This window comes from Rhodococcus sp. DN22, from assembly GCF_036669995.1.
Classification (GTDB): Bacteria; Actinomycetota; Actinomycetes; order Mycobacteriales; family Mycobacteriaceae; genus Rhodococcus_F; species Rhodococcus_F erythropolis.
The window spans coordinates 4,780,149-4,806,419 of the sequence record NZ_CP133326.1 but is presented as its reverse complement, the minus strand read 5'-3'; the positions used below and the strand labels follow the sequence as shown (position 1 = coordinate 4,806,419).

Here is a 26,271-nt window from a genome sequence, read left to right as displayed (position 1 = left end):
TCTAACCGAAGGAGTAGCCGTGAGTGATCGCGTTCGTGTCGAGGTAGTGCAGTCGGTGGCGTACGTGACGCTCAGCCGACCGGAGAAACTCAACGGTCTCGATCTGGACATGCTCGACGCCCTGGTGGACGCCGCTCGAACTATCGAAGCTGATCGTTCGATTCGGGGCGTGGTTCTGCAAGGCGCGGGTGACGCATTCTCGGCCGGGTTGGACTTCGCTTCTGCGGGCAAGCAGCCGAGGCGGATGGCGAAGGCCTTCGCGAAATTTCCCGGTCAGAAGACCAACCTCTTCCAACGCGCGTGCTGGGTGTGGCGCGAATTGCCCGTGCCGGTCATCGCGGTCGTTCACGGGCACTGCTTCGGCGGGGGACTGCAATTGGCGCTCGCCGCAGACTTTCGATTCACCACCCCCGATTGCACGTTCTCGGTGATGGAGGCGAAGTGGGGATTGATCCCCGACATGACCGGAACGGTCACGATGCGCGAACTCGCGGCAATGGACGTCGTGAAACGCCTCGCCATGACTGCTGAACTGTTCGACGGAAATCAGGCTCTCGAGTGGGGGTTCGTGAGCGGAGTCAGCGACAATCCGATCAAGCCGGCACAGGAACTGCTGTCGCAGATCGCGGTTCGCTCGCCGGACGCCGTCGCAGCGACGAAGACGTTGCTGCACAAGACCTGGAACCGCTCGCCTCGCGGCGCGTTCTGGATCGAATCGCGGATCCAACTGGCGCTGATGCGAGGCAAGAACCACAAGATCGTGCGTACAGCGAATGCTGCGAAGAAGTTGCCGGAGTTCGCCTTTCGAAAGTTCGGCTGACAAACTCCGGCATCGCGACGCCGTTGGGCGTCCACATTCAGGTCGATCACACCATCAGGTCTCGTCCTGATCGATCCTTGATGAGCATCGTGGCGACGAACGAGACCGCCGCCAGCAGGGCGAGGTAGATCGAGATGGCAAGGGTGCCACCGGTCTTGCCGAGGAGCCACTGTGCGACGGTGGGAGCAAAGGCGCCGCCGAAGATGGTGCCTACCGCATAGGAGATCGACGCACCGCTGTAACGGATCGAAGCCGGGAACAGTTCGGCGAACAACGCGGGTTGAGGTCCGTACGACAGCCCGAGTCCGACCGAGAACAGGATCATCGCCACGTAGATCCAGCCGAGATTCCCGGTGTCGATGAGGAGGAAGAACGGCACCGCGAAGAGGACCATTGCGAGGTTGCCCACGTTCATCACCGTGGTGCGGCCGCGTCGATCCGACCAGTAGGCGCCGATCATGGTGAAAACGCCCCACGTGACGGCACTTGCGAGCGTGGCAATCAGTAGTTCGGTCTTACCCAGGCCATAGGTCTTGGTTGCGTACGCGACGATGAATCCGCCGATCACCATGTAGCCGTTGCCGTTTGTGCCGATGAAGGACAGCGCCGCGAGTACGACCTGCTTCGGGTGTTTCTTGAACAGAGTTCGGATAGGCGTGTTGCTCTCGGTGTGGCGTTCCTTGAGTTCGGCGAATACGGGTGACTCGCTGACCTTGCTTCGAATGTAGAAGCCGACGCCGATCAACACGACGCTGAGCAGGAACGGCACTCGCCATCCCCAGGTGGTGAACTGTTCGTCCGTGAGGGTGAACGTGCACAGTGCCAAAACGCCGGTGGCGAGCAACATTCCGAGCGGTACTCCCATCTGTACGAACGCTCCGAAGAATCCTCGACGCTTGGTGGGTGCGTGTTCGACGGCAAGAAGAGCGGCCCCGCCCCATTCGCCGCCCGTCGAGAATCCTTGGACGACGCGAAGCAGGATCAACAGGATCGGTGCCCAGATTCCGATCGAGGCATACGTCGGCAGCACGCCGATGAGAACCGTCGCGGCACCCATCATCGCCAACGTCGCGACCAGGACACGTTTGCGGCCGAGCCTGTCGCCGAGATAGCCGGCCACGATGGCACCGAGAGGACGGAAGACAAAGCTGATGCCGACCGTGACGTAGGAGACGATCTGGCCGGCCGAGCCCATCGGCTTGAAGAACAGGTCGGCAAAGATCAGGGCTGCAGCTTGGGCGTAGATGAAGAAGTCGTACCACTCGACGGTGGTGCCGACCATCGACGCCATCGCGGCGCGGTCGTATTCCTTCGCGGCGGGCTTGGTGCCAGTTCTGGTTGTGGTCATCGAGCTACTTTCTGCCAGTCACGTGGTTCACCGACACGGTGAAACTGCGAAGTCGGAACAGGGGAGAAACGCTGTTCGATCTGCGACGTTGCCGGTGTGCTCGGTGCATGCTTTTGGCTGACTCGGAGCGTTCCTGCGCGATCTCATCGTCGATATCGGCAACCGAATGATCGGTAGGTAATGAATTATGCAGAAGTGTGAGCGTCAACACAAGCGATGCCGGAAAAGTCTGATTGTTTGATGCGGAGCGTGCGAGAAGTCAGCGACTCACGTGTGGAGTGACGCCGCGATCCGCAGATCGATTTCCCTGGCGCTGAGCAGATGGTCGAGGACGAGAACCGCACAACCGAGGATGCCGGATTGTGCGCCGTGGCTGACCGAAGCGATCTGAAGCTTTCGGGTGGCAAGCGCCGTTGCGTTGCCGTAGACGGACTCCCGAAGCCCGGCGAGGAAGAGTTCGTCCGCCTCGGCCATGTCGCCGCCGATGATCAGGACCTCGGGATTGAGGAGATTGACCGCGCCGGAAATGACGTCGCCGATCAGTCGGCCGCTGCTTCTGATGAGCCGGCGGGCTTCGCTGTCGCCGTCCAGGGCGAGGCGGACGACATCACGCACGTGACCGACGCTTCGGCCCTGATCTCGGAGGGCATGCACGAGAGCCCAACCGCTGGCGACAGTTTCGACGCAGCCGACGTCGCCGCAGCGACACTTCATGCCCCGCGCTGCAGCGGTTTTGGTATGCCCGATCTCGCCGGACGCTCCGAGTGAACCGCGTTGGAGGACTCCGCCCATGACGATTCCTGCGCCGAGGCCGGTTGACGCCTTGATCATCAGGAGGTTGGGCGCACTCTCGCGTCGCTCGCTCAATTCGGCCAGAGCCATCACGTTGGCATCGTTGTCCGCGAACAGCGGAGCCGTGGTCACCGATGCCAGATAGGGGGCAAGCGCGACTCCGTCCCATCCCGCCATCATCGGAGAGTCGAGGCTTGCTCCCGCGGCGACGTCGACCGTTCCGGGAATGCTCAGTCCGATTCCGATGACCTCGGTAGACGCGCGGTGGACCTGGGCCAGTAGTGACGAAAGATGCTCGGCAATTTCGGGCATCAGTTCGTCGGGGCCGACCCCGACCGACTTGTCGATGTCTTCTGCCGCGAGGATCGTGCCCGCCAGGTCGGTGACGGCAAGTTGTGCCCGCGATCGACCGATGGCCACGACGAGAACCACGCCGGACGAGTTCGCGAAGGTGAGAGTGGACGGCGGCCGGCCGCCCGTCGACGGGCCCTCGTCGTCATCGGCGATCAAACCAAGCGATTGAAGTGCTGCAACCCTGGCCGATACCGCCGTCCTGGACAGGCCGGTGAGCTTCCCGATCTCGCTGCGCGTGGTCGCGGAACCGCTGCGTATCAGCGTGAATACCTCTCCCGCGGTAGCCGGAGTCGTGGACGGTCGGGTCATTGTCCTATTCAAGCATTCCTCGTCGGTAACTTCAGCGTGCGAAAGTTCGCATACTTTGTCCACAAAAAGACGTAAGTAGGTCTTGTGAAAAAGCAGAAGTAGGCATAGTCTGTGTCTTGACTCACTGCCACGGGCGTCCGAGGAGACGAGTCGCAGTTTCTGTGAAGCAGGGCGCACAAACAGGGGAGAACCTGATGAGCCGCACCGATACACAAGAGATCGTCGAGTTCGCACGTAAGTGGCAGCAGTTCGACGGTGGACCTGACGAAGAGATCTTTGTAACCTTCGGCCTCGCCCCGGACGAGTATTTCCGCAGGCTGCAGGCAATTCTCGACGACGGCGTCGTAGCGCTGACTCCGCCGGTCACCGGCGAACTCGCAACGGTCTGTGCACATCGACTCGGCCAATCGGTCAGGCGTCGATAAGTCCGACCCGGCGTCAGCCCAGAGTCACCCGAATCCGTGTCACCCGAGTAAGGAATTGAGGTCGCCATCATGCACAAGCACCTTCCGATGCCGTACCCGACCGCCGAAGTGTGGGACTGGCAGCTGCAGGGAGCGTGCCGCGGGCACGATTCCGCGGTGTACTTCCATCCGGACGGCGAGCGTGGACACGCCCGCGAGAACCGTGAACGCAACGCCAAGAAGGTCTGCGCGACGTGCCCTGTACTCCAGCAGTGCCGCGAACACGCACTCTCCGTCCACGAGCCGTACGGCATCTGGGGTGGAATGACGGAGACCGAGCGCGCAGAATATGTGCGATCGCTGCGTAAGCGCAGCAACCGGATGCCCGCGGTCGCCAACGCGAGCTGACGGTCCTTCGGAAAGGACGCCAGTGTGGCCCTCGTAGCCGGTATCGATTCGTCTACCCAGTCGTGCAAAGTCATTGTCCGTGATGCCGATTCGGGAGAGCTGGTACGAGAAGGGCGGGCGGCGCATCCCGTCGGTACCGAGATAGATCCGGCATGCTGGCTCGAGGCGATGGACAGTGCAATCGCCGCAGCGGGTGGGCTCGGCGACGTCGCAGCCGTATCGGTCGGAGCTCAACAGCACGGCATGGTGTGTCTGGACAGTGGCGGCGAGGTCGTCAGACCGGCGTTGCTGTGGAACGACACTCGCTCGGCGAAGGCTGCGACCGATCTGGTCGAAGAGCTCGGCGGACCCAAGGCGTGGGCCGACGCAGTTGGTGTAGTTCCGGTCGCCGCGGTCACGGCAAGCAAGCTTCGATGGCTGGCAGATCACGAACCCGGCAATGCCGATCGCACTGCCGCGGTGTGTCTTCCGCATGACTGGTTGTCCTGGAAGTTGGGTGGGTCCGGCTCGATCGAGGAGCTTGTTACCGACGCGGGCGACGCCAGTGGAACCGGCTATTATGCTGCCTCGACGCGCGAATATCGTAAAGATTTGCTGGCGTTGGCATTTCGCGGTCGAACCCCGCATGTTCCCCGAGTTGCATCGCCGAACGAAAAGATCGGAAGTACACGTTCCGGAGGTATTGTCGGGCCTGGCACCGGTGACAATGCCGCAGCCGCACTGGGTTTGGGGGCAGTTCCCGGTGACGTGATCATCTCGATCGGAACATCCGGCGTCGTCTCGGCTGTATCGGCCACCCCCACGCATGATCCCGGCGGGAACGTGGCAGGATTCGCGGACGCAACCGGCCTGCACTTGCCGCTGGTGTGCACTCTCAACGGCGCGCGCATTCTTGATGCGACGGCGTCCATTCTCGGTGTCGATCACGCCGAACTGTCGCGGTTGGCGTCGACGGCGCCCCTCGGAAACGACGGGCTGGTCATGATTCCGTACTTCGAGGGTGAACGGACGCCCAACCGCCCTGACGCCACGGGGGCCATGCACGGATTCCGGCTGCAGAACTCGACGCCTGCGCACTTTGCACGAGCCGCAATCGAAGGGCTCCTGTGCGGCTTGGCCGACGGCGTCGACGACCTGGTTCGTCAAGGCGTCGAGGTGAAGCGAGTTCTCCTCGTGGGAGGCGGAGCGAAGTCGCGCGCTCTCTGTGAGATCGCGCCGGCAATTCTCGGAGTGCCGGTCGTGATCCCTGCTCCGGGTGAGTACGTCGCCGAAGGGGCATGCAGGCAAGCAGCATGGGCACTGTCCGGGGACACGCAGCCGCCGGTGTGGCCGAAACCGGAAGAGCGACGATTCGACGCCGAACCAGCTCCCCACGTGCGCGAGCGCTACGCGTCGTTGCGCGAACTCACCGAAGGTGTCTGAGCGCTCCCTACAGAAGCCCGAACTTCCGCACTGCGTCGAGTAGCGCGTGCGGGCGTTCGGTCGTCGGCAGGGGATCGACGAGTGCGAACTGGCAACCGACGTCACGGGCAGCGCCGTCGGCGATGTCGCTGTCACCGACCATCAGAGTCTGCGCCGCATCCACATCGAGTTGTGCGAGGGCGTACTCGAAGATCGCCGGTTCGGGCTTGACTGCACCCACCTCGAACGAGAGAACGAACTCGTCGACCCAGACGTCCCAGCCGCGGTCGGCGAACGCCGGACGGATGTCGAAGGCGATGTTGCTCAAGACGGCAGTGCGTATGCCCTTCTCCGACAGTGACTTCAGGACCTCGCCGGTATCCGGGTACGGCGACCACTGATCCGGATCGACCAGCAGGGCGTAGAAAGCTTCGGCCCGAACCGGATCGGGCACCCCGGACTTACTCAACACGTCGAGGTAAGCCTGACGATGCAACTTCGGATCCCGGTCGCGGTTCTCCCACGCGTAGATCCCCGCTTCGTCCATCTCCACGGTTCTGCCCACCGGCGCGGTCATCCGACGCATCAGCTCGGCTTGAGCGTGCACGTCGAGCGGATCGCCTTGGTGATCGACGAGGTGCTCGGTCCAATCGTCGCTCTCCTCCAAACGGAAGAGGGTTCCGGAGAAATCGAACAGCGTCGCGGCGATATGTCCGTCTTGATGGGCCGTGCTGTCAGTGTTCACCTCGACAGGTTATCGGCGTCCGCTTTCCGATGCGTGATGTGAGCCAGTGCACGCGTACTTTGAGAGAGCACATTTTCCGAGGTTCCCCCGACGGGCACGATTTCGATGCCCCGGATGAACCGTATGACGAGGGGGATCCTCCGTGTCCGACCACGCGAATACACCAGACCTGACGAAGCCGTCCGGCGAAGACCCCCACCTCTCACGTCAGCTGTCCAACCGGCATATCCAGCTGATCGCCATCGGTGGTGCCATCGGCACCGGACTGTTCATGGGATCGGGCAAGACGATCTCGCTCGCCGGGCCCTCCGTGATCTTCGTGTACATGATCATCGGATTCATGCTCTTCTTCGTCATGCGGGCGATGGGGGAGCTGCTGCTCTCGAACATGGCGTACAAGTCGTTCTCCGACTTCGCCGCGGATCTGCTGGGCCCCTGGGCGGGATTCTTCACCGGCTGGACCTACTGGTTCTGCTGGATCGTCACCGGCATCGCGGACGTCATCGCGATTTCCGGGTACTTCAAGTACTGGTGGCCAGGGCTCGCGGCGTGGATTCCTGCTTTGCTGACGATCGCGGCGCTGCTGCTCCTCAATCTCCCGACCGTTCGCGCCTTCGGTGAAACCGAGTTCTGGTTCGCGCTGATCAAGATCATCGCCATCGTCAGCCTGATCGTCGTCGGCATCGTCATGGTCGTCTCCGGGTTCACGGCGCCGAACGGTGCCACCTCCGGTATCGACAACCTCTGGAACGACGGCGGGATGTTCCCGACCGGATTCATGGGCTTCGTCGCCGGCTTCCAGATCGCCGTGTTCGCCTTCGTGGGTATCGAGCTCGTCGGTACGACGGCAGCCGAGGCGAAGGACCCGGAGAAGAACCTGCCGAAGGCCATCAACTCCATCCCCATTCGTGTCCTGCTGTTCTACGTCGTTGCACTGACCGTGATCATCGCGGTGACTCCGTGGCGTGAAATCAGCGCAGACAAGAGTCCGTTCGTCGCCATGTTCACACTCGCCGGCCTCGGCATCGCTGCATCTGTCATCAACTTCGTCGTGCTGACCTCCGCTGCATCTTCGGCCAACTCGGGTATCTACTCCACCTCGCGCATGGTGTTCGGCCTTGCGCAGGAAGGCGACGCACCGAGGGCCCTCGGCAAGCTGAACTCACGCAAGGTCCCCGCGAACGCCCTGATGTTCTCGTGCATCTTCCTGCTGGCGTCGTTGATCCTGCTGTTCTCGGGCGATTCCGTGATCGAGGCCTTCACCGTCGTCACGACCATTTCGGCGCTGCTGTTCATGTTCGTGTGGACGATCATCCTGGCGAGCTACATGGTGTACCGGAAGCGTCGTCCGCACCTGCACGAGGCGTCGAAGTTCAAGATGCCCGGCGGCATCGTGATGTGCTGGGTCGTGCTCGCGTTCTTCGTCTTCATTCTCTGGGCACTGACAACCAAGGACGACACCCTGCAGGCACTTCTCGTCACGCCGATCTGGTTCGTGGTTCTGGGCATCGCGTGGGCGATCATCCGGCGTCGACCCGCTCACCGGGCACGATACGACGCATTCAAGTCAGAACTGGACGCCAGCCGACAGAACGGCGAGAAATAGTTTTGGTCAAGATCGGGTAACGGTGGCGGCCGCCTTGATCAAACTGTTACATTCTTCGGCAGACAGAGGAGCGGGCTTCATCAGAAGGACGCTGCACGCCGACGACTGACGGAGTACACACTGTGGGAAACCACCACCGCACGGGCAATGACGATGTTGTCTTCGAGATCGATCCCGAGGCAGCAAGCGGCCGCCACCGCACCCCGTCGGCTGGCCCTGGTGCCGGTGTCAAGGCAGGTGTCGTAGCTGCGGCTACCGGTGCACTCCTCGTCGGTGCAGGCCAGATGGGCGCAGGAACCGCTGCTGCGGCGCCGGCAACACAGACCATCGCCGGCATCGAAATCCCGCAGGGTCTGCTCCCCGAGGGCGTTGTCGTTCCGGCTGAATTGGCGGCACTTCCGGCTCTCGACATCCCCGAGCTTCCCGATTTTGCTGCCGACCTCAACACGCAGGCACAGCAGTTCCTCGCTGGGATCAACCCCGGCACCTCAGCTCGTACCGTGCAGCCGGTGTCCGGAACGCTGACCTCAACCTTCGGTTCGCGCTGGGGAGCACACCACGGTGGCCTCGACATCGCGGCTCCGATCGGTACGCCGATTCTGGCTGCAGCCGACGGCCAGGTCATCGACGCCGGCCCGGCGTCAGGTTTCGGCCTCTGGGTCCGCGTCCAGCACGACGACGGCACGGTCACCACGTACGGCCACGTCAACGACTACCAGGTCAACGTCGGCCAGCGCGTCAACGCCGGCCAGCAGATCGCCACCGTGGGTAACCGTGGCCAGTCCACCGGCCCGCACCTGCACTTCGAGGTTGCCGAGAACGGCGCAAAGGTCGATCCCGCAGCGTGGCTGCAGGCTCGCGGCGTAGCTGTCACCTGGGTCGACAACTCGTAGAAGAAACTTTCGGAGAACTGCGGTGGCGTCGGGAAATTCTTCCCGGTGCCACCGCAGTTCTCGTTTGTCGGTGACACCGGACGGATAGCCTTCAGTGACGTTGATCGTCGAAGGGGGAATGCGCAATGGGTGCAGAGGTCACGGCGCGAGAATTCACCAGAGCCGACCGTAGGCTCTTTCGTAAGAAGGTGCGCTCGTGCGTCGACGCCATGAAGCAGATGCTCGACGGTGGTGACTTCCGAGACGCCGTCGACAAGCCCGCTCCGCTGTTGGGCATGGAGATCGAGTTCAACCTCGTGACCGGCGACATGACGCCCGCGATGTCCAACCGTGAAGTGCTCGAATCCATCGACGACTCTGCGGTTTTCCAAACCGAGCTCGGACAGTTCAACGTCGAGATGAACGTCGAGCCCGGCCCACTCACCGGTGATGCGACTTTCGAATTGGAGAAGAAACTGCGGGCGTCCCTCGACGTCGCAGACGCGCGAATCCACGCGCACGACGCCGAGATGGTGATGATCGGGATGCTGCCGACCCTGCAGCTCGAGCATCTCGATCGTGAGTGGATCACCGCCAACCAGCGCTACGAATTGCTCAACGAGCAAATTTTTGCCGCGCGAGGAGAGGACATCGAACTCGACGTCGAAGGTGTCGCGCTACCCGGTGGCGACGTGGAAATCCTTCGGGCCGACACCAATTCGGTGGTGCCGGAGGCGGCTTGTACGTCCATGCAGTTGCACCTGCGCGTCGCGCCGGAAGAATTCGCAGCGCACTGGAATGCCGCGCAGTGTCTGGCCGGAGTACAGGTGGCGCTTGCGGCCAATTCTCCTTTCCTGGCAGGGAAGGCGCTTTGGCACGAATCACGCATTCCGATCTTCGAACAGGCAACGGACACCCGAACTTTCGAGCTCAAGAACCAAGGTGTGCGACCGCGAGTGTGGTTCGGTGAGCGGTGGATCCATTCGGTTCTCGACCTGTTCGAGGAGAATTCACGGTACTTCCCGGCGCTGCTCCCTGATGTCTCGGACACCGATCCACTGGAAGTGCTCGCGGCGGGCGGGGTTCCGGAGTTGAGCGAGCTTCAGATGCACAACGGCACGGTCTATCGCTGGAATCGGCCTGTCTACGACTGCTCGGATGGCAAGCCGCACTTGCGTATCGAGAATCGGGTGCTGCCGGCCGGGCCGACCGTCGTCGACATCATGGCCAATGCGGCCTTCTACTACGGAACCGTTCGCGCATTGGTGAACGCGGAGCGGCCACTGTGGTCGCACCTGTCGTTCCATGCGGCAGAAGAGAACCTGCACATCGGCGCCAAGTACGGACTCGACGCCACCCTGTACTGGCCGGAGATCGGTTGGGTCGGTGCCGACGAGTTGGTCCTGCGAAGGCTGCTGCCGTTGGCGGACGAGGGTTTGGCCGACTTCGGATTGTCCGCCGCGGCCCGCGATCGGTACCTCGGCGTGATCGAAGGGCGGTGCATAAATCGGCAGACCGGTGCCGCCTGGCAACGCGAGCAAGTGGCGCACGCGGAGGCCTCGGGCGCGGACCGCTCGACTGCGCTCACCGGAATGCTCCGCGGTTACGTGGAGAACATGCGGACGGGAGATCCTGTTCACACCTGGTCCTGATTGCTCTGCTAATTCTCCTATCCGTCAACAGTTTCGGGGACCTAAGTCCCCGAAATGAAGAGGGGGCGACCCCAAAAAAGCCGGACAAGTGGGATGGTTAGAGTGAAAGTGGCTCGGTTACTTCTTCAGGAAGGTGGGCACATGAGTTCACGCGAACATAACAGTGTTGTTGTCGGAGTCGAGGGTTCGGACACTGCGTCCACAGCGCTCCGCGAGGCCGCGAAAATCGCCGCCCAGCGCGAATTGCGACTCGACATCATCCACGCTCTCGACTTCGCGCCTTACGGTTTCGGCGGACCGTACGTCGACGCGGGTGGGGTGTACGAATGGGTCGAAGAGGCCGGAAAAGCGATCTTGGCGGAGGCGGAACAGTTCGCCCGTGAGATCGATCCGAAACTCGAAGTTCACACCGAAATCGCCATCGGCAGCGCAACTCAGTGGCTGATCGAGAGTTCGGCACAAGCCAGGCGGGTAGTCGTCGGAGCGTCGGCGTCAGGCAAGGCGGCGACAGCAGTCCTCGGAAATACCGCGGTCGGTGTGGCCAGTCACGGCAAGTGTCCGGTCATCGTCGTCCGAGACCGCGATGGTGCGGTGCCCTCGGAAGGACCCGTAGTGGTCGGCGTCGACGGCAGCGCATTGAGCGCCCAGGCCGTCGGTGCGGCTTTCGAGGAAGCGTCGTTCCGCGGAGTCGAGTTGGTGGCGTTGCACGTGTGGAGTGACCTCGGCAGTGCGGCATTCGAAGACCCGAGGGCCGCTGCGCTTGCCCCGCAGTCTCTCGAAGAGGAAGAGCACGCGGTACTCAGCGAGAGCTTGGCCGGATGGTCCGAGCAATACCCGGACGTGAAGGTCCGGCGCGAGGTATACCTCGACGACCCACGCGGACGGCTGCTGGACTGGTCGGCAAAAGCGCAGCTCGTCGTAGTCGGAAGCCGTGGTCGCGGTGGATTCCGCGGCATGTTGCTCGGCTCGACCAGCAACACCCTGATCGCTTCGGCCAAGTGCCCCGTCATGGTGGTTCGCCCCGAAGAATCCTGACCCTCGACAGGCTCTCCCACTACCCCGTTCATTTCGGTCATCGAATATGAACGGGGTAGTCACATGAATGCGGACTCAGGTTCCGTAGTGTTCGATGTGAGTAAGTGTTCGATGGGAGTACCACTGCTCGTGTGCGCGTCGCACACGGCAGCAATCGTCAGGATTGGGGTTACAACGTGCGTATCGGTATGGGTTTGAACTACAGCGGCGGGTTCGCCGAAACCGTCGAAGAGGTCGGTGACCTGGAGAAGGCGGGCCTCGACATCGCCTTCGTCCCGGAGGCGTATTCCTTCGACGCCGTCAGCCAGCTCGGTTACCTGGCGGCCAAGACGTCGACCATCGAACTCGCTTCGGGAATCTTTCAGATCTACACCCGTACCCCTTCGTTGACCGCCATGACGGCGGCGGGCCTGGACTTCGTCTCCAACGGTCGCTTCGTGATGGGACTGGGCGCTTCCGGACCGCAGGTGATCGAGGGGTTCCACGGCGTCAAGTACGACGCTCCGCTGGGACGCACACGTGAGGTCGTCGAGATCTGCCGTCAGGTATGGCGCCGCGAGAAGGTCGAGTACCAGGGCAAGTACTACCAGGTTCCCCTCCCCGCCGAGAAGGGCACCGGACTCGGAAAGCCGCTCAAGCTGATCAATCATCCTGTGCGTGAGCGCATCCCGATCCTGATCGCTTCGCTCGGACCCAAGAACGTCGAGCTGACGGCGGAGATCGCCGAAGGCTGGGAACCTATCTTCTTCCATCCGGAGAAGGCAGCAAGCGTGTGGGGTGAGCCGATCGCCAAGGGCAAGGCCAAGCGCGATCCGAGCCTCGGTGAGCTTCAGGTGTACGCGTCGCCGGCACTGGCCATCGGTGACGACGTCGACCACATGCTCGACTGGGTACGCCCGAGCCTTGCGCTCTACATCGGTGGCATGGGCGCCAAGGGCAAGAACTTCTACAACGACCTCGCGGTGCGCTACGGCTACGAAGAGGCCGCCGAGAAGATCCAGGATCTCTACCTCGCGGGCAAGAAGGAAGAAGCCGCAGCAGCAGTGCCGGACGAACTGGTTCGCGCCGTGTCGTTGATCGGTCCCGAGAGCTACGTCAAGGAACGCGTCGCAGCCTTCGCCGAAGCCGGTGTCACGACGCTCAACGTCACGCCGTTGGCGGCCGACCGCAACGGCCGAGTGCAGCTGATCGAGAAGTTCCGCAAGATTTGTGACTGACCCTGCTGTGCGCCTTTATTAACCGCCGGCGGTTAACAAAGGCGCACAGCAGAGCGGGTGGTTCGGGATCTCCTGCGTACGAAACCCGATTTTGGGCGCTTGTTGACAGGACTTTTTTCACTTCTGACCGGTCGGGTTCTTCACCTAACGTGGATCGAGTAGCCAGGGTTTGCGTGCGAATCCGGCACCGGTGGCCTCGTTGACGCCCGAAAGGGATGTTGGCGGGGCCGTTGCCGCAGTCCACCCGAACACCCAATGTCCGATTCGGGACTCGCGTCGGCTGATGAATCCTTTTTGCCGTCATTGGGCAATAGTGTGAGGGCGAAGAGATTCTGTGGTCGATTGTGGAGGGACGAACATGAGTGCAACCAAACCCGTCGTCGTAGCGGTAGACGGTTCGGAATCGGCGTCGTCGGCTGTCGTCTGGGCGGCGAGGACCGCGGTGGCGCTCGGTCGACCGCTCCACATCGCGACGGTGGTGCACATCCCAGCCTTCTACTACTCCGAGCCTTACCTCGCCGAGAGCTTCAAGGACGAACTGCGGCGCACTGCCACCGCTCGTCTGGACAGCGCACAGATTCTCGCGCGGCAAAGCATCGACGACGACCTCGAGATCGTCACCGAACTACTCGACGGCAGCGTCTCCGATCGCCTGATCGAATTGTCGAAGGGCGCGTACATGATTGCGCTCGGCCCTCGCGGGCACGGCGAATTCACCGGATTGGTCGTCGGTTCTGCGACGGTCTCGGTTGTCTCGCACGGCGAATCTCCGGTTGCAGTTGTCCGAGGACGGACGCTCGACGGTCGGCCGCCGACCGAGGGCCCCGTCGTCGTCGGTGTCGATGGATCCGAAAGCAGCATCGAGGCAGTCGAGCACGCTTTCGAGCAGGCCTCCGCGCGGGGCGCCACCTTGATTGCCGTCAACGTGTGGAGCGACGTGAGTGTGCAGCCCTCGTTGGGCGCCACCCCCGACGACCCACTGTGGAGCAGCATCCAGACGGGTGAGGAAGTTGTCCTCGCGGAGCAATTGGCCGGATTCACCGAGCGTTACCCGGACGTCGTCGTCGAAAGAGTCGTCGCGCGTGACCGTCCCGTCCGAGTCCTGAGCGAATACGCGGAGACGGCGCAGTTGATAGTCGTCGGCAGTCGCGGGCGCGGCGGATTCGCAGGAATGCTCCTCGGATCGACCAGTCGGGCGCTCCTGCACACCGCGGATTGCCCGGTTCTCATCGTCCGGCACGTCAACAAGTGAAGAGAATGCATTCCATGAGTTCTGAGTCCACCGTCTCCGGTACCGTTCGACGTGAGATGTCTTTTGGAGGGGTTCGATGACAACGCGGATATTCCTGGTCGACGATCACGAGATCGTCAGACGCGGATTGTTCGACCTACTCGGTGGGGTCGAGGACTTCGTGGTGGTGGGCGAGGCGGCGTCCGTGGGGGAAGCGCTGGCTGCGGTACCGCAGAGCAACGCCGACGTCGCTGTTCTGGACGTACGCCTGCCTGACGGCAACGGCGTCGAACTGTGCCGAGAACTCCGCTCGATGCTTCCCGACCTCCGCTGCCTGATGCTCACGTCGTACGCCGACGACGAGGCGTTGCTCGACGCGATCATGGCGGGCGCCTCGGGATTCGTCCTCAAGCAGATTCTCGGAACCGATCTGGTCGCTGCAGTCCGCACAGTCGGGCGCGGCGGTTCACTGCTCGACAGTCGTGCAACCGAGGCGCTGATGCAGCGGATCCGCAGCGACCGTACAGCTGATCCGTTGGCCGAACTTTCCGATCAGGAGCGAGCAGTCTTCGATCTCATCGGAGAGGGGCTCACCAACCGGGAGATCGGCGCGCGATTGTTCCTCGCGGAGAAGACGGTCAAGAACTACGTGACGCGTCTGCTCTCGAAGCTGGGCATGCAGCGTCGTACTCAGGCTGCGGTGCTGGCGACCGAAATCCGTAGCGGCAGTCGCTAGGATCTAACGACCGGATTTCGGTCGATTCGAGTTGGTGCGACCGAGCGGTACTCGCCAGAGCAGGCGTGCACCGCTCGGATCGTGATTGACGATCGTGCACGTACCGCCGCAATGTTCGGCGCGGCGCTCCAGATTGTGCAGTCCACTCTTGTGGAAGTCGGAGGGGAGTCCGACGCCGTCGTCCTCGATCGTGATCGCAAATTCGACGTCCGCGGTGACAGCGATGGTGATGTGGCGTGCGTGTGCATGCCGAAGGACGTTGCTCAACCCCTCACGCAGCACGGCTTCGGCGTGCTGGTGGATCCCGGGATTCACCAGAGTGTCGATGGCGCCGGAGAATTGGACGCTCGGGGTCACCGCGGACTGTGCGGTGGCGTCGCCGATGACATCGAGGAGGCGCCGGCGCAGGCTCGACGAATCGGTGGCTGTGGGAGTCTGCAGATCGAAGATGGTTGTCCGGATCTCGCGGACTGTCTTGTCGAGCTGTTCGAGAGATCGTTTGACAATCGCGCGCGCCGACTCCGGGAGGGTCTCGTCCGGAAGCGTGCTCTGCAGGCTCATTCCGCTCGCGAACAGTCGCTGGATGACGTTGTCGTGCAGGTCTCGTGCGATGCGGTCGCGGTCGGCGAGAACGGACAACAGGCGTTGCGCCTTTTGTTTCTCGTCGAACTCGATTGCAACGGAGCCGAGTTCGGCCATCGACTCGATTCGGGTCAGTTCGTCGTGATCCCAGTGCGTGTTGGTCGAGTTCGACGCCACGATGACCGCGCCGACTACACCCGAGGCGACGCACATCGGTGCCACGACCGCACTTCCGGCCGACGGCACCAGTTCGGTGAGTGCACCTAAAGTGGTGAGTACCTGTAGCTTTCGAGTGCTCCGCACCACGTCGAACGGATAGGTCGTCGCTGGAATTCTGACTCCACGTGACGTGGTTCGGGCGCTGGCCGCAGCGTGAACCTGTGCGTACCCGTTCTCGCAGATCACCACGATCACGTCGTCGACGCCGGTCAGGTCCCGAACGCGACTGGCAAGAAGTTGCAGACCGTCCTCGAGCGAGTCACCGGCCAGCAACCGCGAGCGAATGGCAGATGTTGCGGTGAGCCATCTTTCACGAGTTCGTGACTGCTCGAACAGTCGGGCGTTTTCCACAGCGATACCGGCTGCGATGGCGAGGGCTTCGAGAATGACCTCGTCTTCCTGGGTGAACTCGGCCTGTCCCCGTTTCTCGGTCAGGTAGATGCTTCCGAACACCTTTCCCCGCATCATGATCGGCGCTCCGAGGAAGCTCTCCATCGGTGGATGATTTGCGGGGAATCCCACCGATTCGGGATGGTCGCCGAGATGGGCCACACGCAAAGTCTGCGGGTGATTCATCAGAACACCCAGCACGCCATGACCTTCGGGGAAATGTCCCATGGTCGCGCGTTGGGACCCGGAGATTCCCTCGTACGCGAATTCCGAGAGCCCGCCCCCCGGCGCCGCGACCCCCAGGGCGCCGTAGCGGCAATCCAGAACCGTTGTCGCAGAGGTGATGATCCGTTGAAGCGTCAGGTCGAGGTCCAGGCCGGAGCCGACCACCAGGACCGCCTCGAGCAGGCGGTGGAGTGTCGGTATGTCGGCATTGGAATCGCCCAGGCGGTCGAGCAACTCGCCGAACGTACGTGCCGGACTGTGACCCGAAGCTTCGACCATGGTCGAAGCATATCGCCTCACCGAACGTCAGCTCTCCTGGCGGCGACCTTCCCACCACGACGACCAGTGATGCTTGATCTCGTCGAACTCGTCATCGCTCAGGTCGTAGGTGGTCAGCAGGATGGACATGCCTCCGTCGGGCCGCTGCGCCGTCACCGACTGGGTGGCGACAGACAGCAGGCCAGGGCCGAGATCCTCGACTGTCAACCCGAATTGGTGGTCGGTGACGTAGTCGACGACGCCTTCGAAATAGTCGCCGGGAGCGATTGTCACCGCGTACCGACTTCCCGCTTCCAATTCGATTTCGGTGAGCCCGAGGACGCTTGCCACGTTCTCACCGGGGAGCAGAAGGCCGTCGAGATAAATGGTTTTACGCTCGGCCAGTCCGTGGTGCTCCACTGCGAATCTGAGCAGCTGGAGGAATGTCGTCCAGCCCTCGGTGATGTCGTCGTACCAGTCGTCGTCGGCAGATTTGGCCGGCCGATCGATGCGGACGACCGTCTTGCCGTCCTGTTCGCGAAGTGAGAAACGGTCACCGTTTCCGAGTTTCAGCGTCAACGCTTCGGGGTCGGCCTCAGCGGTGGAGTAGATCTGGTTGATTTCGTCGTCGAGTCCGTCGTACTCCCAGCCGAACCAACGTCGAATCAGCGACGGGTCGCGCAGCGCGGGCCAGAGTACGGACGGGGCTGCGACGACGGACACTTCGATCACGGTTTCGCTCACGCGGAAGACGCTACCGATTTCAGCCCTTCATGGCGACGGTCAGTAGAAATGCAACGTCTTCGAGCGCTTCGACGCTGTGCCGGTCGGCCGGGACGGTCAGGAAATCACCCGTGGATCCTTTCCACTGGTCGCTCCCACACACAAGATTCAGCTTCCCGCTCAGGACCAACAATGTGGCTTCGCCCGGACTGTCGTGTTCGGCGAGGCTCTTGCCGGCGCTCAGCGCGATCACCGTTTGTCGCAGGCTGCGCTGGTGGCCACCGTAGACGGTTTGTGAACTGCGACCGCTGGTCGCCGAGCCCGCCAGTTTCAACTGTTGGCGAGCGAGAGCGGTCAGTGACTTCTTGTCCATCGAAGACCTCTCGGAAGCGGTGAATGTCCTTCTTGGAGTATGACCGACTCACTCGCGAGGTGCCTCGTTATCGGCGGAAGTCGGTCAGCGCGTGTACTCCAACCAGCGGAAGCGCAGGCCGCTCTTCTCCGAGGTCTGCCAGGGCTCGTCGGATTTCAGGTTCCATTCGGGGCCGATCTCGGGAGCAAAAGCATCACCGGCGATGTCGAGGTCGATCTCGGTCACCAGTAGATGCGTTGCGAATGGCAGTGCAGCCGAATAAATTTGCCCGCCGCCGACGACGAAGACGTCACCGTCCGGCAACGCCAGGGCGTCGTCCAGCCTGTGGACTACCTCGGCGCCTTCGGCGTGCCATTGCGGATCGCGTGTGACGACGATGTTCCGACGCCCGCTGAACGGACGGAACTTCGATGGAATGGAGTCCCAGGTGCGCCGCCCCATGATTACCGGATGGCCCATGGTGATGCGCTTGAAGTAAGCCATGTCCTCGGGCACGCGCCACGGGATCGAGTTGTCGGCGCCGATGACGCCGCCGAGGGCCTGCGCCCAGATGAGGGTGACTGTGCGATCGGTCATCGTCAGACCGCTACCGGGGCTTTGATCGCGGGGTGGTGCTGGTAGTCGACGATCTCCACGTCCTCGAAGGTGTAGTCGAAGATGGAGTCGCGCTTGTTCAGCTTCAGGGTCGGCAACGGCAGCGGTTCGCGGCCGAGCTGCTCGGTCACCTGGTCGACGTGATTATCGTAGATGTGGCAGTCGCCGCCGGTCCAGACGAACTCGCCGACGTCGAGTCCGGCCTGCTGGGCCATCATGTGGGTGAGCAGCGCGTAGCTGGCGATGTTGAACGGAACGCCGAGGAACATGTCGGCGCTGCGCTGGTACAGCTGGCAGGAGAGCTTGCCGTCGGCGACGTAGAACTGGAAGAAAGCGTGGCACGGCGCCAGGGCCATCTGCGGAATGTCGGCGACGTTCCACGCCGAAACGATGATCCGCCGCGAATCGGGGTTGGAGCGCAGAGTCTCGACGGTCTGCGTGATCTGGTCGATGTGCTCGCCCGAAGGGGTGGGCCAGCTACGCCACTGGACGCCGTAGACGGGGCCGAGTTCACCGTTCTCGTCGGCCCACTCGTCCCAGATGGAGACGCCGTGCTCGTGCAGCCACGCCACGTTGGAGTCGCCGCGCAGGAACCACAGGAGTTCGTTGACTATCGACTTGAGGTGGACCTTCTTGGTGGTGACGAGCGGAAAGCCGTCGGCAAGATCGAAACGCATCTGGTGACCGAAGATGCTGCGGGTGCCGGTTCCGGTTCGATCGGATTTGGCGGTACCCGTCTCCATGACGAGCCGGAGGAGGTCTTCGTAAGCAGTGGAGACAGTCACGGGAATCAGTCTAGGGCCTGCCTTGCCGTGCGCCTTTATTAACCTCCGGCGGTTAATAAAGGCGCACGGCAATATAGCCTCGGCACATGCGCGAACTCTTGGTGATCGGTATCGGTGCTGGTGATCCCGACCAGGTGACGGTTCAGGCGATCAAGGCTATGAACAGGGCCGATACCTTCTTCATCATCGGAAAGGGTGACGAGAAGCAGGCCCTGGTCGACTTGCGCACCGGCATCCTCGACGAGCACGTTCACCTCGACTACAAGGTGGTCGAGATCACGGACCCGCCGCGGGACCGAACCCCGACCGACTACGAGGGCGTCGTCGAGGACTGGCACGAGCGTCGGGCCGCGAAATTCGAAGCGGAATTCGCGGCCGAACCTGGCGTCGGCGCGATTCTCGTCTGGGGTGACCCTTCCCTCTACGACAGCACTCTGCGGATCGTCGAGCGCGTGCTCGCTCGCGGGAGAGTTTCGTTCGACTACTCCGTCATCCCGGGAATCACCAGCGTGCAGTCGCTGGCTGCACAACACCGGATCGTCCTGAACCGAATCGGCGAACCCATCCACATCACGACCGGCCGCAAACTGGCCGAGGGATTGCCCGACGGCGTGGACAATGCCGTCGTGATGCTCGACGCGCATTGCACCTTCACTCAGGTAAGCGAAAACGACGCCGAGATCTGGTGGGGCGCGTACCTCGGGACCCCGGACGAGGAGTTGATTTCCGGCAAACTGCGTGACGTCGAAGATCGGATCGTCGCTCGCCGGGCGGAGTTGCGTGAGAAGCACGGTTGGATCATGGATACGTACCTCGTTCGGCGCTGACAACCGACCCCGAATTTGCCGCCTCGATCCTGCACTCTTGATCCCGAACGACGGTCTGCGCACCTATGATCTGCGCATGACATCGTTCGGGCAGGACCGACTGCAGTCGATTCTGCCCGCGCCGCGTGGCCGTGAAAAATCAGCTGTGAAGTCGGCTTTCGACCTTCTGGTTCAGTGGTATCGGCGTCCTGATCAATTCGACAGTTTCAATCGATACCTCGCCACGAAGGGCCTGGAGCTAGCTGTCCGATTGCTGGTCATCGGCTCGCTGACGACGGTCATCATTGCGATGACTCTGCTGCGCTTCAGCGACGCGGGCGTGCACAACCACGTCACCAGCGTCGTCAACGCCGTTATCATCGCCGTCACGATTGCGGTGATCGTGCTCTTCTGCCTTCTGCCCGAAATCACGCGTCGGTGGTCGTACTTCTTTGTCGCCTACTGCGAGGTCGGCGTATTCGTCGGTGTGTTCTTGAACAACGACCCTTTCATCGGGTTGATCCAGTGTGTGCTCTTCGTACTGATCGGTGGTTACATCGCGTACTTTCACAACGCGAGACTCCAGGCGGTTCACATCGCGCTGTCCATCGTGGTTCTGGCAGTGGTCGGCCGAAAGGTTGCGGTCTACGCGGATCCTGCGTTGGCCACCGCACTGTGTCTGATCATCGCCACCGGGATCGTGGTCATCCCGTTCGCCTGCCAGTTCGTCCTCTCACTTCTCGGCTCCGACGCGGACAGTTCGGATGTGGATCCGTTGACAGGGCTTCTGAATCGGCGCGGGCTGCAGCGAGCTGTTGTCGAAATGGGGGCGACGGGGCATGCGTCGAGCAAGTCGTCGTATGTCGTCGCGATTGTCGATGTCGATTCGTTCAAGAGCGTCAACGACTCACAGGGGCACGAAGAAGGTGATCTCGTACTTCGCCAGATTGCTGATCGACTGCGGTGGTGCGGCGGCGAGAAGGCGCTCTTCGCCAGATTCGGTGGGGACGAGTTCGTGTTGGTAGACACGATAGACGTCGGCGCAGCGCCTGCGTTCGAAGACAATCTGCGAAGGCACTTGCGAATCGACGATCGTGATCCGGTAGTGACCACCAGCGTCGGAGTCGCGATCACCTCTGCCGAATGGTCGTCGATTATTTCCGACGAGGAGTTGACGGAACTGTTTCGAGTAGCCGATGCCTCGATGTACCGCGCGAAGGCCGCCGGCGGCGATCAGGTTGTGATGTGGGACGGCAAACAGTGAAAATTGTCTGATTGCGGGGAGTTGACTGGATTACCCTGACACTATGGAATCTGCCGAGAGTGTTGAGCGTTCGGACGCCGTGGCGTCTCGACGACCGCTCTCGGGTCCCGCGTTCCGGCTGATCTCTTCTCAACTTGTCGATTGGTATCGGCGTCCGGACCAATTCGACACCTTCAATCGCTATCTCGCGGACAAAGGGTTGACCGTCGCCTCGCGGTTTCTCGTCGTCTGCTCGTTGGTACTGGTCACCGTGATCATGTTCCTCACTCGCTTCAGTCCACAGGGACCGACCACTGCGCACGCGCGCTCCGCGAACGCAGTCATCATGGTCATAACCGTGATGATGGCCGTCGCCCTCTCGACGAGGCGAAATCTCTCCCGTTCCTGGTCTTACGCCTTTGTGCTCTACTCGGAAGTGGGAATAGCGGCCGCAATGCTGCTGTACTCCAATCCACTTGCAGCACTGGCACACGCCGTGATGTTCTCGGTGATCGGCGGATACATCGCGTTCTTCCACAATGCTCGAATACAGAGCCTTCACATGTTGTGGGTACTCGTCGTGGTCATCGGCATCGTGACACGTACGGCGGTGGTCGAAAACGATGTGGATGCTCCGGTTCTGGTCGCGTTGGTAGTACTGGTCGGCGCGGCAATCTACGTGATTCCCTTTGCCTGTCAGTTCATTTTCTCCATCCTCGGCACCGACGCGTTGAACTCGCAATTGGACCCACTGACGGGACTGCTCAACAGGAGGGGACTGGCCGACGAAGTGCGACTGTTGCTGGAGCGGTCGTACACGCACTCGGCGCTCTTGGTAGTCGCCGCCGTCGACATCAATCGATTCAAGGCCATCAACGACGAGTACGGACATACCGTCGGTGACGCTGTGATCGAAAAAGTCGGATCGAGACTGGTCGAATGCGCCGGCCCGGCGGCCTTGATCGCACGGATAGGCGGCGACGAGTTCGTCATCGTCGATTCGGTCGATCAACGCTCGTTCCATCGACTCGAACATGAGCTACTCCGTTCGACGATCACCTCGCCCGATCATCCCGAGGTGGCGATGAGCGTCGGAATCGCGAAGATCGCAGGGCCTTTCGAATCAGCGGATGATGCGCTGGTCGCCTACCCGACTCTGCTGCGGCGAGCGGATCGGGCGATGTACTCCGCGAAGGCACGCGGTGGGCATTCGGTGGTGCTGCAGACGGAAACGGACTGAGCGCGCTGTGAGTGTCCGTGGTCGGCGTTAGTCTGTTGCCATGCCTGAACTACCCGAGGTGGAAGCGCTGGCAGGGTTCCTTCGTCAGCACGCGGTCGGCGCAGTGGTGGGACGCGTCGACATCGCTGCATTGAGTGTGCTCAAGACCTTCGATCCGCCGATCACTGCTCTGCAGGGGCGTGACGTCACGGGCGCCGCCCGCTTCGGGAAGCATCTGGCTCTGGATTGCGACGGGTTGTGGTTGGTCACGCATCTCTCCCGTGCCGGCTGGATGCGCTGGCTGGACAATCCATCGGCGACGCCGCCGAAGCCGGGGAAGGGGCCGTTGGCGCTGCGCGTTCATTTCTTCACACCCGAAGGGTTGACGCCGGCATTCGATCTCACCGAAGCCGGCACCAAGAAACGCCTCGCCGTCTGGGTCGTGAACGATCCGCAGGAGGTTCCGGGCATCGCCCGGTTGGGGCCGGACGCGATGGCCGTGACCGAAGCCGAGTTCGCACAGATTCTGGGCGGAACGTCGGCGCGGATCAAGAACTCGATAGTCGAGCAGTCGTTGATCGCCGGTATCGGGAACGCGTACTCGGACGAGATCCTCCACACCGCGAAACTCTCGCCTTTCGCGACCTCGTCGCGGCTGACGCCGGATCAGATTTCGACGCTGTATGCCGTGATGCGATCCACGCTGGCCGACGCGATCGAGCGTTCGGAAGGTCAGGACGCGGCCCGGCTCAAAGGTGAGAAACGCTCGGGGATGCGAGTGCATGCTCGTACCGGACTCCCGTGCCCGGTGTGCGGTGACGTCGTACGCGAAGTGTCGTTCGCGGAGCGTTCTTTTCAATACTGCGCGACGTGCCAGACCGGCGGTAAGCCGTTGGCGGACAGGCGAATGTCGAAACTGCTCAAGTAGCGAACTGTGCTGCGAGTAGTTCGACGAACTCGCGGGCGAGTGCCGACGAATGGGTGGGTTCGGTGATTGCGTGGACGATCCGATGCGGCGCATCGGTGATCGGAATACAGACCAATTCGGGGTGCAGGGCGCTCATGGACTGGGGGAGCAAACCTACGCCCAGGCCGTTGGCGGTCAGTGAACAGATCAGGTCTACCGAGTTGGCTTCAAGTGTTTTTCCCCGAGGGACCTGTGATTCGGCGAAGGCTTGGTCGGTTTGGACACGGGCCTCGCTGCCGGAGGCGAAGTCCACGAGAGTGTGATCGCGTAGGTCTTCGAGCCTGATCGACGAAGCCTGGGCAAAGGGATGGTCAGGAGCAACGAACGCTGCGGTGGGTTCACTCCACAGCGGCGCGGCGGCAAAGCTCTTGGGTAGGCGACCTGCGGCCAATCCGACAATGCCGACGTCGATTGCACCGGACCGGACTCCTTCGATAACTACTTCACTGCCGTACGGTCGCGCGGTGATGTTGATTGCAGGGTGGCGCCGTGTCAGATCTGCCAGCGCGCGTCCGACGTCGACGCGCCCCGCCGAGGTGATGGTGCCGACCGTCAACCGCACTTGCTCGTTGCTCCGTGCGGAGACATCACTGACGAGTCTCGACACGGCGCCGAGTACCTCGCGGGAGCGGGCGACAAAAACCTCGCCTGCAGCAGTCAGGCCGACGTTTCGGCTGTTCCGGTTGAACAATTCGACTCCCAGTTCCTTTTCGAGGTCTCTGATCTGGGCACTCAAGGCGGACTGGGAAACGTGCAACCGCGACGCTGCTCGGCTGAAGTGTCTGTCTTCCGCGACTGCCAGGGCGTAGCGGATGTGACGTAGTTCCATCGCACCAATCTATCGTTTCTGGAGATAGATCATGCATATCTATTTATTGGACGCGCGTCGGTGTAGGCGGTCATGCTTGACGACATGATTTCAAGCGACGCGCGTCCGAGGCTCGGACTACCGATAGTGCTGCTGATGGCTGCAGCGACGGGCCTGTGCGCGGGCGGTAACTATTTCAACCAGCCACTCCTCGATTCCATCGCAGATCACCTGAATGTGTCGGCCTCCGCAGCGGCCGCGACGGTGACCATCGCGCAGGTCGCGTATGCACTCGGATTGATACTTCTGGTTCCGGTGGGCGACATGGTGGACCGACGCAAGCTGACGGTAGGGCTCATGCTGCTGGCGGCGACCGGTCAAGCGGTCAGCGGATTTGCGCCCAACTTTGCCACGCTTGCAGTGGGAATCGCTGTCGCTGGAGTCTTTTCGGTCGCCGCCCAGGTGTTGATTCCATTTGCCGCCTCACTGGCCGAACCTGAGAGGTCCGGTCAGGTGGTCGGCACGATCATGAGTGGACTGCTGATCGGAATCCTGCTGGCGCGCAGCGTTGCCGGCGTCCTCTCCGGACTGGGAGGTTGGTCGACGGTATACAAGGTTGCGGCGGTGCTGATGGTGGTGATGGCCGTGGCATTGTGGCGATCTCTGCCTTCCGATTCCGCAGATCGCCCGAAGGCAAGCTACCGCGCAACGCTCGCTTCGGTAGGGAAGTTGGCTGCGACCTTGCCGCGCCTGAGAACCCGATCGGCCATGGGCGGACTGGCTTTTGCTGCTGTCAGCACCGTCTTCACGACGATGGCCTTTCTTCTGTCCGGCGAATTCGGCTACAGCGACACTCAAATCGGCTTGGTCGGACTACTCGGTGTGGCGGGAGCTTTGATGGCGACGGTGGCGGGCAGGCTGGCCGATCGGGGATTGGGTCAGCTGGCGACCGGCGGCGCCATCGCGATTCTCTTGGTGTCGTGGCTTCCCTTTGTCGCCGGTGCCACCCACGTGGTGTGGTTTCTCGTTGCCATCGTCCTTGCCGACCTCGCGCTGCAGGGAGTGCACGTCAGCAACCAGAACGTGATCTACGCCCTTGTCCCCGAAGCACGTTCGCGTGTGAATTCCGTGTACATGACCACCTACTTCGTCGGTGCTGCCGTGGGCTCGGCGGTGGGGTCAGTGGTGTGGAAGTCGTACGGCTGGAACGGAGTATGCATCGCCGGGTTGGTCTTCTCCGTTGCAACGGCGATGGTGTGGGTGCATGATCGCCGACTGGAGACGGCTGAACTGCGAATCCCGCAATCCCCTGTTGCAGTGGGGTAGGCACCCACACCTTCTCGGCTCCAGCACCTTTCAGATTTCGGCACCGTCCACCAGGATCTTGCCGACGCGTTCGGGATAGAACGACACGTGGTCGTCGATCCCGGACGCTTCGGCGGTAGTGAACGGATAGAACCACGCCAGATCCTCGATCGGAGCGAGTTCGGTTGTGCCGGTGAACGACAGATACGACGCAGTGCCCTTGTAGGGGCAGGCCGTGGTGGTCGTACCCGGCGCAAAGTACTCGCTGCGAACGTCGATTCTCGGAATGTAGTACCGCGTGGGCAGTCCGGTTTCGAAGAGCAGTCTGGGTCGTCTCGTCTCGGCGACCAGTACGTCGCCGACAAAGACCTGGACGTGGCGGGACGAGGGGAGTGCGTCGATACGTACGTATGGATCGCGGGCGTGGACAAAGACCTGTTGATCCTCCTCGTACCAGGCGTCCATGCGATCCCAATAGAAAGCGACGTACTCACTCAGATCCAGGGAACCGTCGAACTGTTCAGGGTAGGTCCAGACGGCGTCCTCGGCCCGGCGATCCCCGATCTCGATCGTCCAGTAGGTGGCGTCACCTTTCCATGGGCAATGGGTGGTCGTCGACGTCGGGACGAGGAATTCGGTACGAACGTCCGCGAGGGGGATGTAGTACATCGGCAGGCGGCCGCGTTCGAAAAGGTATACCGAACGAGTGGTGTCTGCGACGGCGTGACCAGCGAAGAAGGCTCGAATTCGGCGGGGGTTCGGCTCCAGTGCGATCCGCCCGTTGGAAGCTGTGATCTGTGTGTCTTCTGCGTGAGTCAGTGCTGTGGACATTCGCGAATGCTCC

Annotated in this window: 26 protein-coding genes; 16 read left to right on the top strand and 10 right to left on the bottom strand. The window is 62.1% G+C overall.

Translation table 11 applies throughout. From position 1 onward, the window contains the following. The first annotated feature begins 19 nt into the window (after positions 1-19). Positions 20-820 carry a crotonase/enoyl-CoA hydratase family protein gene (locus RA302_RS21850; protein ID WP_037125543.1) on the top strand — a complete coding sequence of 267 codons (801 nt, stop codon included), beginning with the start codon at positions 20-22 and terminating at the stop codon, positions 818-820. Between the two features lie 46 nt (positions 821-866). Here the strand turns inward: RA302_RS21850 and RA302_RS21845 are convergent, their stop codons facing one another. Then, positions 867-2,168, bottom strand: a complete 1,302-nt coding sequence (locus tag RA302_RS21845; RefSeq protein ID WP_030534905.1) for an MFS transporter — start codon at positions 2,166-2,168, stop codon at positions 867-869. 267 nt (positions 2,169-2,435) lie between these two features. Next, on the bottom strand, positions 2,436-3,623 hold the full coding sequence (locus tag RA302_RS21840; protein ID WP_003946405.1) for an ROK family transcriptional regulator: 1,188 nt from the start codon (positions 3,621-3,623) through the stop codon (positions 2,436-2,438). 194 nt (positions 3,624-3,817) lie between these two features. Here RA302_RS21840 and RA302_RS21835 point away from each other — a divergent pair, with 194 nt between their 5' ends. From RA302_RS21835 to xylB, 3 genes are all read left to right on the top strand, one after another. Beyond that, positions 3,818-4,048, top strand: a complete 231-nt coding sequence (locus RA302_RS21835; protein WP_030534904.1) for a DUF3263 domain-containing protein — start codon at positions 3,818-3,820, stop codon at positions 4,046-4,048. Between the two features lie 69 nt (positions 4,049-4,117). Next, a complete protein-coding gene (locus RA302_RS21830; RefSeq protein ID WP_003946343.1) occupies positions 4,118-4,435 on the top strand; it encodes a WhiB family transcriptional regulator in 318 nt (105 codons plus the stop codon). A gap of 24 nt (positions 4,436-4,459) precedes the next feature. Beyond that, complete coding sequence (gene xylB / locus RA302_RS21825) at positions 4,460-5,857, top strand: xylulokinase (RefSeq protein ID WP_007727678.1); 1,398 nt, start codon at positions 4,460-4,462, stop codon at positions 5,855-5,857. A 7-nt stretch (positions 5,858-5,864) separates the two neighbouring features. Here xylB and RA302_RS21820 read toward each other — a convergent pair whose 3' ends face one another. Next, positions 5,865-6,581 (bottom strand): HAD-IA family hydrolase, encoded by a 717-nt coding sequence (locus RA302_RS21820; RefSeq protein WP_007727677.1) that lies wholly within the window; start codon positions 6,579-6,581, stop codon positions 5,865-5,867. A gap of 142 nt (positions 6,582-6,723) precedes the next feature. Here RA302_RS21820 and cycA point away from each other — a divergent pair, with 142 nt between their 5' ends. The 7 genes from cycA (at position 6,724) to RA302_RS21785 (ending at position 14,930) form a co-directional block, all read left to right on the top strand. Then, complete coding sequence (cycA, locus tag RA302_RS21815; RefSeq protein WP_030534902.1) at positions 6,724-8,187, top strand: D-serine/D-alanine/glycine transporter; 1,464 nt, start codon at positions 6,724-6,726, stop codon at positions 8,185-8,187. 122 nt (positions 8,188-8,309) lie between these two features. After that, a complete protein-coding gene (locus RA302_RS21810; RefSeq protein ID WP_003946431.1) occupies positions 8,310-9,080 on the top strand; it encodes a M23 family metallopeptidase in 771 nt (256 codons plus the stop codon). Positions 9,081-9,205: 125 nt separating this feature from the next. Continuing rightward, complete coding sequence (locus tag RA302_RS21805; RefSeq protein WP_030534901.1) at positions 9,206-10,711, top strand: glutamate-cysteine ligase family protein; 1,506 nt, start codon at positions 9,206-9,208, stop codon at positions 10,709-10,711. 141 nt (positions 10,712-10,852) lie between these two features. After that, positions 10,853-11,746 carry a universal stress protein gene (locus RA302_RS21800; RefSeq protein ID WP_030534900.1) on the top strand — a complete coding sequence of 298 codons (894 nt, stop codon included), beginning with the start codon at positions 10,853-10,855 and terminating at the stop codon, positions 11,744-11,746. A gap of 176 nt (positions 11,747-11,922) precedes the next feature. Beyond that, entirely contained in the window at positions 11,923-12,963 is a 1,041-nt protein-coding gene (locus tag RA302_RS21795; protein WP_030534899.1) for an LLM class F420-dependent oxidoreductase, read from the top strand. Between the two features lie 358 nt (positions 12,964-13,321). Next, positions 13,322-14,215 (top strand): universal stress protein, encoded by an 894-nt coding sequence (locus RA302_RS21790; protein WP_030534898.1) that lies wholly within the window; start codon positions 13,322-13,324, stop codon positions 14,213-14,215. 76 nt (positions 14,216-14,291) lie between these two features. Beyond that, entirely contained in the window at positions 14,292-14,930 is a 639-nt protein-coding gene (locus RA302_RS21785) for a response regulator transcription factor (RefSeq protein ID WP_003946380.1), read from the top strand. 3 nt (positions 14,931-14,933) lie between these two features. Here RA302_RS21785 and RA302_RS21780 read toward each other — a convergent pair whose 3' ends face one another. The 5 genes from RA302_RS21780 to RA302_RS21760 all read right to left on the bottom strand — a co-directional run bounded on the left by RA302_RS21780 (position 14,934) and on the right by RA302_RS21760 (position 19,079). Beyond that, entirely contained in the window at positions 14,934-16,625 is a 1,692-nt protein-coding gene (locus tag RA302_RS21780) for a GAF domain-containing protein (protein WP_243617292.1), read from the bottom strand. Between the two features lie 27 nt (positions 16,626-16,652). Next, the gene (locus RA302_RS21775; protein ID WP_030534897.1) at positions 16,653-17,348 is read right to left on the bottom strand and encodes a hypothetical protein; all 696 of its coding nucleotides are present in this window, start codon (positions 17,346-17,348) and stop codon (positions 16,653-16,655) included. 19 nt (positions 17,349-17,367) lie between these two features. After that, positions 17,368-17,700 carry a cupin domain-containing protein gene (locus RA302_RS21770; RefSeq protein WP_003946336.1) on the bottom strand — a complete coding sequence of 111 codons (333 nt, stop codon included), beginning with the start codon at positions 17,698-17,700 and terminating at the stop codon, positions 17,368-17,370. An 84-nt stretch (positions 17,701-17,784) separates the two neighbouring features. Continuing rightward, positions 17,785-18,276, bottom strand: coding sequence for a dihydrofolate reductase (locus RA302_RS21765; protein WP_030534896.1), 492 nt, complete (start codon positions 18,274-18,276; stop codon positions 17,785-17,787). A gap of 2 nt (positions 18,277-18,278) precedes the next feature. Further along, a complete protein-coding gene (locus RA302_RS21760; protein WP_003946427.1) occupies positions 18,279-19,079 on the bottom strand; it encodes a thymidylate synthase in 801 nt (266 codons plus the stop codon). 86 nt (positions 19,080-19,165) lie between these two features. On the opposite strand from RA302_RS21760, the gene cobF reads away from it, so the two are divergent. The 4 genes from cobF (at position 19,166) to RA302_RS21740 (ending at position 23,275) form a co-directional block, all read left to right on the top strand. Next, a complete protein-coding gene (gene cobF / locus RA302_RS21755) occupies positions 19,166-19,906 on the top strand; it encodes a precorrin-6A synthase (deacetylating) (RefSeq protein WP_003946376.1) in 741 nt (246 codons plus the stop codon). Positions 19,907-19,982: 76 nt separating this feature from the next. Beyond that, positions 19,983-21,149 (top strand): GGDEF domain-containing protein, encoded by a 1,167-nt coding sequence (locus tag RA302_RS21750; RefSeq protein ID WP_223304416.1) that lies wholly within the window; start codon positions 19,983-19,985, stop codon positions 21,147-21,149. A gap of 43 nt (positions 21,150-21,192) precedes the next feature. Beyond that, complete coding sequence (locus RA302_RS21745) at positions 21,193-22,368, top strand: GGDEF domain-containing protein (protein WP_030534894.1); 1,176 nt, start codon at positions 21,193-21,195, stop codon at positions 22,366-22,368. A 40-nt stretch (positions 22,369-22,408) separates the two neighbouring features. Beyond that, on the top strand, positions 22,409-23,275 hold the full coding sequence (locus RA302_RS21740) for a DNA-formamidopyrimidine glycosylase family protein (protein ID WP_007727653.1): 867 nt from the start codon (positions 22,409-22,411) through the stop codon (positions 23,273-23,275). Here RA302_RS21740 and RA302_RS21735 read toward each other — a convergent pair. Further along, entirely contained in the window at positions 23,268-24,143 is an 876-nt protein-coding gene (locus RA302_RS21735) for a LysR family transcriptional regulator (protein ID WP_007727651.1), read from the bottom strand. The two genes, RA302_RS21740 and RA302_RS21735, sit on opposite strands and share 8 nt — an antisense overlap. Before the next feature lie 72 nt (positions 24,144-24,215). On the opposite strand from RA302_RS21735, the gene RA302_RS21730 reads away from it, so the two are divergent. Next, positions 24,216-25,448 (top strand): MFS transporter, encoded by a 1,233-nt coding sequence (locus tag RA302_RS21730; protein WP_030534893.1) that lies wholly within the window; start codon positions 24,216-24,218, stop codon positions 25,446-25,448. Between the two features lie 30 nt (positions 25,449-25,478). Here RA302_RS21730 and RA302_RS21725 read toward each other — a convergent pair whose 3' ends face one another. After that, positions 25,479-26,258 carry a DUF427 domain-containing protein gene (locus tag RA302_RS21725; protein ID WP_030534892.1) on the bottom strand — a complete coding sequence of 260 codons (780 nt, stop codon included), beginning with the start codon at positions 26,256-26,258 and terminating at the stop codon, positions 25,479-25,481. Between the last annotated feature and the right edge of the window lie 13 nt (positions 26,259-26,271).